The organism is Mesorhizobium sp. WSM4848 (assembly GCF_055811375.1).
This window is the reverse complement of the sequence record NZ_JBVVPX010000041.1, coordinates 60,493-68,492: the sequence shown is the minus strand read 5'-3', so window position 1 is coordinate 68,492 and position 8,000 is coordinate 60,493. Positions and strand designations below refer to the sequence as shown.

Here is an 8,000-nt window from a genome sequence, read left to right as displayed (position 1 = left end):
GCCGCCGCCGCCACCGCCGCCACCGCCGCCGCCACCGCCGTCGCCGTCGCCGTCGCCATCGCCATCGCCGTCGCCATCACCGTCGCCGTCACCGTCGCCGTCGCCGTCGCCATCACCGTCGCCGTCGCCGTCGCCATCACCGTCGCCGTCGCCATCACCGTCGCCGTCGCCATCACCGTCACCGCCATCGTTCAAGGCGGCGGCGACAAGGGCCGTGGTAATCGGCGGGCACATGTCGATCTGTTCGGCGGAAAGAATGCTGGTGCGGTTGGCTGCAATACAGCAAAGCGCGAAATTGGCTTCAGTAAGAGGTTGGCACTGTGCGGCCGCAAGCCGCGGACGTGGACTCTGCTGCGCGGTTGCCGGTGTGATCATTGCCACCGTGAAGGCGGCGGATGAAAGGAGCAGTATTCTTAGAATCGTGCTTGAGACGCCTGGGTACAGGTGCATTTTCTTCCTCCTTTTGAGGGAAAAAAGGCGCTCCCGTCCCCTTTGGTTGCGCGAAAGGGTCAATGTTACCGACCATCGGTAACACTTTATTAAGTATGCCAAACAATTTGTTCCTGCGCAATTGCGATTCTCAGGGTTGATTTACCAGACCCCTTCAAGATTATGGCGGCCCACCAAAGGGGACACTAAGTGATTCGTTCAGCGACGCTTTTCGCGGCGGCCATTTTGCTGGCCGGCTGCAGCAATCAAACCACCGGAACAGCAACGAAGATGGCCACGCAAGGCTACGCCTTTGCACCGGCCGCCTTCTACAAATTCTGCGCCAGCGATCCGGCGCTCTGCAGCACCCGCGGCAAGGTCAAAGCGGTCGAGCTCACGCCGAGTTTGGAAGCGGAACTTGCGAGCGTGAACAGCTCGGTCAATCGCCGCATCAGGGAGAGAGGCGACAGAGACTCCGCAGGCCGAGCCGACGTCTGGGGCTTGCCGACCGCCGAAGGCGATTGCGAGGATTTCGCCATCCTCAAGAAAGCCGAGTTGTTGAAACGCGGCTGGCCCGCATCCGCCCTGTTGCTGACCGTTGCGACGCTTGGCGGCGCTGGTCATACGGTCCTGACGGTGCGGACGAACCAGGGCGATCTGGTGCTGGATAACAGAACGGGCGCAATCAGGAATTGGTCACGGACGTCGTACCGTTATTTTGCTCGGCAGTCCCAGTCCGAAAACGGCAAATGGACGCGGATAAGAACCTGACACCCGTGCCTAGATCGCCCCGCATCGATTTCGCCGCGGCGTAAACCGGATCTATCTTCGATCTGGCGTCCTCAGTCCGACGGTTGGCCGCGACCTCACCTGCTCTGCGCGATGATGTCGTCCGGGCAGCGGCGGCCCGGACCCGACTCGCCGCCTACGTCGACCTCGATGCGCGGCATCACCGGACAAGCGATTCAATGCGGAAAGGAATTGCTTTCAACGACCCGCCAAATATCCTTGTTGATTGCGCTTATCGCCTGGATGGAGGCGCTGATCCGCTTCATCTCGGAATCGTCGAGCTCTTCGATCTTCCCATATTTGATTGCATCCTTGCTGTCGAAGATGCGCATGAGTTGCGTGCTCGCGTGCGTTCCCGTTTCGTCGAACGAATAGATGCAGTGGCTGTATTTGTTGCGCAGCTTTCCCTGCCGGGTAAGCTGACTGGCGATCTCCAGAACCTGGCGTCGGCATTCAACCGGTGTTCCCGCCATCTTCGCCAGCCGCTCGACCAACTCGATCCGTGCACGCGTGGTGTTCAGCGTCAGGAAAATGACGATCGCAGTCTCCTTGTCTACTTTCGCCAGACCGGCAATCAGGTAGATCAGCAAGCTTTCCGTGTTGGTCCATGTGTAGTTCAATTGACCAACAAGCAGTAAAATCTCCTGGAAGCGTGGCATCGACCTGCTCACGTGAGAGTTGAGATCACCGGGCGATCCGTACTGGGACTGCCAACCATTCCAGCGGCCGCAACCCGTCGGGCATGAAAAAGGGCTGCGGCTTCAGTCCTGTTGTGGGCGCCCAGCTTGTTGATGATGTTGTGCATGTGAATTTTGACGGTGTGTTCGGAAAGGCGAAGTGCGGCGGCTATGGTTTTATTCTGCAGTCCCTGCGACGCCATTTCCAGGATCTGACTCTCCCGACATGTCAGTTGGCCAGACTCCTCGAGTGCGGCTTGCCGTTTGATGGCGGGCTTCGACTCCTTCGCCTCGCTATGGGGCATGCCGTTGTTCAGGTACGACTGAAACATGGCTAAGGGAAAATATTCGCCTCCGCGCAGCATGAGCCTGATCACGGAAAGCCACACATCCAGCTTCAGGTTCATGGGGAGCACGCCGCGCACCACTCGCGACGCAAAGACCTCATCGGGGAAAAGCCGCCTCCTGCCATCGTCCTGCATCACAGCGGTCATGGCTGCCGGGTGGAAGCGGGCCAGCTGGGCGGAACAGGAATCGATCTCGCTCAGAAACACCGCATCGATCAGAATGAGGGAAACCGAAGGATCGAACGCAGTCCAGGTGGCGGACAGGTCGCGAACCCGCTCAGCCCCGATCCACGGGAATTCCCTTTCGACGGCATGCACCAGGCTATCGGAGATCGTGTCGTCAGGGGCGATGAACAGCAAGGTTCGTCGGGCCCAGGATTCCCGATCGGCGGAATCAGCTCGACCTCGTCCGCTCGCCTCCACCCCATCCACCCCATTCATGGCCCACCTGTCTACTAACAAGCACTAAAGGCCGGGAACCCCTAACCCGGACGACACACGTTAACGACTTCCTAACTCAAAACTAGGCGAAAAAATATAGTCCTGACGAGCTAGGCAATTGCTAGGTAACCCTGTGCTGGCAGCGGCGCGGCGCGCAACCGTCCGCCATTCACGATTGCTGCCGACCTGGTTTTCCGCCCAGGATTAAACCCTTCATGGCGAGCAGATCGTCCCAAACGGGCTAGCTCCAACTATCAGCTTACAATTTACGGCTGACGGTCACAGACTTCCAATGTTCCGTATTGGGAGTTTGGGGAACATCCAGAGATTCACGAGAGCAGCGAGCGACCGCACCGTTGGGCGGCGCAGGCGGTAACTCGTGCGCAATCTGGCTGCCTCGCTCCCCCGTCAAAGGGAGGTGACGCCGCACAAACAGACGATGACCGGATCTCCGGCCTTAGTCCCCTAGGCGCAGGCGATCCAAAACCAACCACATGAAAACTTAACGGCCGCGAGCAGCCCAAGACCACGTTAGATTGAATGTGGTTCGGTTGTCGCGGCCTCTAACCGAGGGAACGACAATGACTACTCGCAACAGCAATAACTCCAACACCGGTTGGCAGTTCATCGGCGATGTCTCCGATGACGACACCACAATCGATATCGGAGGTGGCGACGCCAAGAGCGACGCCAGCGCCGACGCCAAGAGCGACGCCAGCGCCGACGCCAAGGCCGATGCCAAATCCGACGCTGACGCCAAGAGCGACGCTGACGCCACCGGTGTCGGCGTCGGCGTAGGTGTGGGTGTCGGAGCTGGTATCGGCATTGGCGACGCTACGGCCAATTCGACCAGCAACAACACCAACAATAACGGCAATAACAACAGCAATTCGAGCAGCAACAGCAGCAACAACAGCAACACCAATACCAACACCAACAACGTTAACACCAATGTTAACGCCAATGTTAGCGCCAGCGCGTCGTCCGACGGAAAGCAGGACGACGATTTCATTGACCTCGACGACGTGAATGTCGGCCTCGGCGGCGTCATGATGTTCAGCCGCGACGGCGACATCAGCTTCGATCCGGGCGATGACGTCAGCTTCTCGGACGTCCTGAACGGCGCGTTTGCCGGGGCTGGCAATGGCCACAGCGCCACCATCATCAACCAGACCGGCGACATGAAGGACAACGACTATCTCGGCAGCGCGACGGTCCAGAATAACGGCTACTTCGGCAACAAGGGCGACGCCAAGGGTGGTTACGCCAAGTCCGACGAAGGCATCGATGCCGGCGGCGACGGCGGCCATGCTGGCGATTCGGTCGCTTTGGGTGGCTTCGGCGCCAAGGGCGGCGATGCCGATACCGGCAACGCCAAGGCTGGCGACGCCAAGGGCGGCGGTGTGGCCGTGAGCGTGCCGATTGTCGTCGGCTCCGCGGACGCCAAGTCCGACGGCGGCGACGCTTATGGCGGCGACGCCGTGCCGATCGCGGTTAGCGGCGACGCCAAGGGCGGCGACGCGACCGGCGTGGCTGTCGGCGCAGGCCTCGGCGGTGACGGCAAGGGCGGCTACGGCGACAGCGGCGACGCCAAGGGCGGCTACAGCGGCGACGCCAAGGGCGGCGAAGGCGGCGACGGCGTCGGGCTCGGCCTGGGCCTCGGCCTGGGCGTCGGCGTCGGCGGCGACTCCAAGGCCGACGGCGGCGATGCCGACGCCAAGGGCGGCGACGCTGGCGCGCTTGGCTTTGCCGACGCCAAGGGCGGCGACGGCGGGTCCGGCGGCAATGGCGGCAACGGCGGCAACTCGACCGCGGTACCTGTCGCCCTGGCGCTGATGGACGATGCCGAAGCTGGCAGCGACAACGATCCCTCTTGGGGTGGGAACAAAAGCGATGACAACATCGCCGTAGCTATCCCGATCGCCGCGAATGGCGACACCGATGCCGGTGACACCGGTGGTGGCGGCGGCGGTGGCGGCGGTGGCGGTGGTGGCGGCGCGGTTGCCGGCAACTTCGCCGATGTCGATGGCGGCGCTGCAAGTTCGACTGGCGGCGGCGCAGGCTCGACCGGCGGCGCTGGCTCTGGCACTGGCACTGGCGCTGGCACTGGCTCTGGCGTCGGCGGCGCCGGCGGCGGTGCGACCAGCGGCGCGGGTGGGGCTGGAACGAGCGGCGACGCAACCGGCGGAGCCGGCAGCGGCGGAGCCGGCAGCGGCTTCGCGAGCAACGTCAACACCGGTGGCGCAGCCGCCAGCGGTGCGGCCACGGCCGGCGACGCGACTGGCGGCGATGCGACTGGCGGCGCTTCGACGGCGACCGGTGGAACGGGCGCGGTTGCTCTCAGCGGCGCTTGGGCTGACGGAGCGGACGGTGGCTATGCCTGGAGCGGCGACGCCACGGGCGGCGCTGGCGGCAACGGCGGCGCAGCGACTGCGACCGGCGGCGCGGCTGGCGATGGCGGCGGCGGCGGCAGCTGGGGGTCGAATATCGGCCACGACCAGCACATTGAAGCCATAAGCCAGGCCAACGCCAATGGCACCATCGACATGAACGGCTTCAACCAGCAGATCGTGATGGGCGCCAACCTGCAAGGCCACTCGGTCGACATGACTGTAGTGGGCGGCAACCTCACCAGCTCGCTGGTTGGGGAAGACGACGCGACATAACTGGCATGGCCGGTCTCGCCGCGGCGAGACCTGCAAAAAAGGGACTGCGCGGGGGAAAACCCCGCGCAGTCTGCCCAACCAGAGAAGAGAAGCGCGACCCGGCAAGGGCGCGGATGATCTCGAAAACCGGAGGAAACTTCCGTGTATATGGACAAGATCACCGAGGCGATCAGCCACTTTGTGGGACTCTTTGAAATCACGCTGGAGCAAGCCCGTCTCAGGAAGGCCTATGACGAATTCAAGGCGGCCCAGGCGGTCGAGGAAGAAACGCCCGAGCTTGCCAGTCAGACAGTCAACGTCGACGCAGGATACGATCTGGAGGATTTTGTTCCCTCCATCGAGTATTCGCCAGTTGCACCCAAACTTGTCCTGACAACACCCTGGTCGGATTTCCAATTCGTCCCTCCAGACACCCCTGCGATCCCGCAGCCGGACGTCGCCTATCCAGGTTTTCTGTTCCACCCGGACGCGCCGCCGATGGGGAGTGCGCCTTCACGCCTGATCCTGCCCCATATCGAGCCCCCTGGCTCGGTGGCGGTCCTTATCAATCAGGAGCTTCGGCTCTCCGATAACGACTATGTCGGCGCTGGCGGACATGGCCTGAAATTCTCTCCCGCAGCAGCGGACCATGCTGCCGAAATGACGGCCTTACTGGGCGCGGCGGCGGATCTGTCGCCGATCGACGATCTGGAAATGCCGGGTTCGTCCGAGGAGATAGTGGCTGTCATCAAGACAGCCGGCGAACGGCTCAACGGCTATCCGGAGGAAACGGATGGCGAAGCCGATGTTTTCGTCGTCAAGGCTGACGTCATCGAAGGCACTTACGTCAATGGGCAGTCCGTGGACGAAGCGCCCAAGCTCGACGATCACCTCCCGGAGAAGCACCGTCGAGCCGATGAGGAAGAGGACGACGAAGAAGAGCCCGAGCAACCCTCCTACACGCCTGGGTCCGGAAGCATCGACATCGATGTTTCGGTCGAGCTGGAAGCCGGCGGCAATCTCCTCGTCAACAGCGTGTCGATGGCCAACAATTGGCTGCAGTCGCCGGTTTGCGCGGTGGTGGGCGACCATGTCGAGCTCAACGCGATCATTCAGATCAATGTCTCGTGCGACAGCGACCTCGTCAGTTCCTCCATCAACGGTTGGGGCCTGAACGCCACCGATCCGACCCAAGGCTTCAATATCGCGATGTTCAAGCGCATCGATCCGTCGGCGGAAGCTGCGGCGTCGCAGGCAAAGCAGGGTGACTTTCCCAAGCACTGGGTTGTCACCGAGGTCGAAGGCGACCTGCTCATCATGAACTGGATCCAGCAATACACCTTCATGACCGACAATGACGTTTCCGTCCTGTCGTCATCGGGAGTCAAGACGCTGGTGACAGCCGGCGCCAACACGGCGGCTAACGAGATTTCGCTGGACGAACTGGGCTTCAATTACGACCTGATCGTCGTCGGCGGAAACATTTATGACGCCAACATCATCCATCAGTTGAACGTGCTCCTGGACAACGACCTGATCGGCGCGGTCGATGGTTTCCAGACAACCGGCGAAGGCGCGGCCTCCACCAGTGACAATCTGCTTTGGAACCAGGCCAACATCGTCAATTACGGCGCCGCCGATCGCTTCGAGGCGATGTCTGAAGCTTATCGCAAGGCGTGTGAAAGCCTGCAGAACGGCAAGGGTGACCTTTCCGACATACTTGGCGACGGCCCATTCGCGGGCATCGGGGCGATTCGGGTGCTCTACATCTCCGGCGACATCCTCAATCTGCAATACATCAAACAGACCACCATTCTTGGTGACAGCGATCAGGTGGCGCTGGCCATGAATGCACTGGGGCATCCGGAGGCGGACTGGACAATTTCGACGGGAACCAACTCGCTGGTCAATTATGCCTACATTGCCGACGTGGATTCCACCGGCAAGACCTATGTAGGCGGCGGCATCTATTCGGACGAGATCCTCATCCAGGCGGAGCTGATTTCCACTGGCCCCGATCTTGGCGGCCAGAATCCCGACGTGCTGGTGAATGAAGCGGTCGCTTTCCTCGATGACGATATGCTGGCGCCGGAAGCCTCTCAAAACGTGGCGTATCCCTCACTCGTGCCTGAGCAGACCTATTCCGATCCGATGCAAAGCGTTCTCGCGTGATTTTCGAACCGGGGTGGCAGCAATGACCGAAGATCACGATCAAACCGGGCGCGCTTTCGCCCAGGAACCAGAATGGGATCGGCCGGATGACGGCGGCGAAGCAGTCGCGCGAAGCGAGGCGTCTATCGGGGCCGCCGAGCCGATCTCACAGTCTTTGTTTCGTCAGAGCAAGGCGGTCGATCGTTCGGTGGAAGAACTGGACGATGTCGTTGCCGAATTGCGGCGCCTAGTGGACGCCCGGCCAGCCGAAACGCCACCATCGCTTCGCGACGCGACGCCAGCCAGGGTCACCGAACAAGCCAGGGTCACCGAAGAAGCGCGCCCTTCCACCGCGCCTTTACCTGGTGATAGCCGCGCTCGGCAACGCGAGGTGCAACCACCCTCTCCGCAAGCAAAAGCGCCTTCGGCTCCGCCGCCGGGCACGCCCACTGCTCCAGCGGCAGACATCATCAGAAGGCCCGACCCCATCCGGCTACTGAGGCCTCGGATCTCCGAGCCGG

Annotated in this window: 6 protein-coding genes and 1 pseudogene; 5 read left to right on the top strand and 2 right to left on the bottom strand. The window is 61.9% G+C overall.

Annotated elements, in window-relative coordinates; all coding sequences use genetic code 11:
- Positions 1-399 (top strand): hypothetical protein (locus tag AC0L16_RS28625; protein WP_473624714.1); only part of this gene is annotated, 399 nt, incomplete at its 5' end.
- A gap of 321 nt (positions 400-720) precedes the next feature.
- The gene (locus tag AC0L16_RS28620) at positions 721-1,200 is read left to right on the top strand and encodes a transglutaminase-like cysteine peptidase (RefSeq protein WP_473624719.1); all 480 of its coding nucleotides are present in this window, start codon (positions 721-723) and stop codon (positions 1,198-1,200) included.
- A 194-nt stretch (positions 1,201-1,394) separates the two neighbouring features.
- On the opposite strand, the gene AC0L16_RS28615 is transcribed toward AC0L16_RS28620, so the two are convergent.
- On the bottom strand, positions 1,395-1,877 hold the full coding sequence (locus AC0L16_RS28615) for a hypothetical protein (RefSeq protein WP_027156248.1): 483 nt from the start codon (positions 1,875-1,877) through the stop codon (positions 1,395-1,397).
- Positions 1,878-1,885: 8 nt separating this feature from the next.
- Positions 1,886-2,602 carry a helix-turn-helix transcriptional regulator gene (locus AC0L16_RS28610; RefSeq protein WP_473624712.1) on the bottom strand — a complete coding sequence of 239 codons (717 nt, stop codon included), beginning with the start codon at positions 2,600-2,602 and terminating at the stop codon, positions 1,886-1,888.
- A 662-nt stretch (positions 2,603-3,264) separates the two neighbouring features.
- On the opposite strand from AC0L16_RS28610, the gene AC0L16_RS28605 reads away from it, so the two are divergent.
- The 3 genes and pseudogenes from AC0L16_RS28605 to AC0L16_RS28595 form a co-directional block, all read left to right on the top strand.
- The gene (locus AC0L16_RS28605; RefSeq protein ID WP_473624711.1) at positions 3,265-5,349 is read left to right on the top strand and encodes a hypothetical protein; all 2,085 of its coding nucleotides are present in this window, start codon (positions 3,265-3,267) and stop codon (positions 5,347-5,349) included.
- A 147-nt stretch (positions 5,350-5,496) separates the two neighbouring features.
- Positions 5,497-7,500: a type I secretion protein gene (locus AC0L16_RS28600; protein ID WP_473624718.1), complete on the top strand. Its 2,004-nt coding sequence runs from the start codon at positions 5,497-5,499 to the stop codon at positions 7,498-7,500.
- Positions 7,501-7,522: 22 nt separating this feature from the next.
- Positions 7,523-8,000, top strand: a pseudogene (locus AC0L16_RS28595) (hypothetical protein); the annotation flags it as partial.

What these genes read in the sequence shown, in the direction of transcription:
- AC0L16_RS28605 (WP_473624711.1), top strand. Translation starts at nt 3,265, where the DNA reads ATGACTACTCGCAACAGCAATAACTCCAACACCGGTTGGCAGTTCATC.
- AC0L16_RS28620 (WP_473624719.1), top strand. Translation starts at nt 721, where the DNA reads ATGGCCACGCAAGGCTACGCCTTTGCACCGGCCGCCTTCTACAAATTC.
- AC0L16_RS28600 (WP_473624718.1), top strand. Translation starts at nt 5,497, where the DNA reads ATGGACAAGATCACCGAGGCGATCAGCCACTTTGTGGGACTCTTTGAA.
- AC0L16_RS28615 (WP_027156248.1), bottom strand. Translation starts at nt 1,877, where the DNA reads ATGCCACGCTTCCAGGAGATTTTACTGCTTGTTGGTCAATTGAACTAC.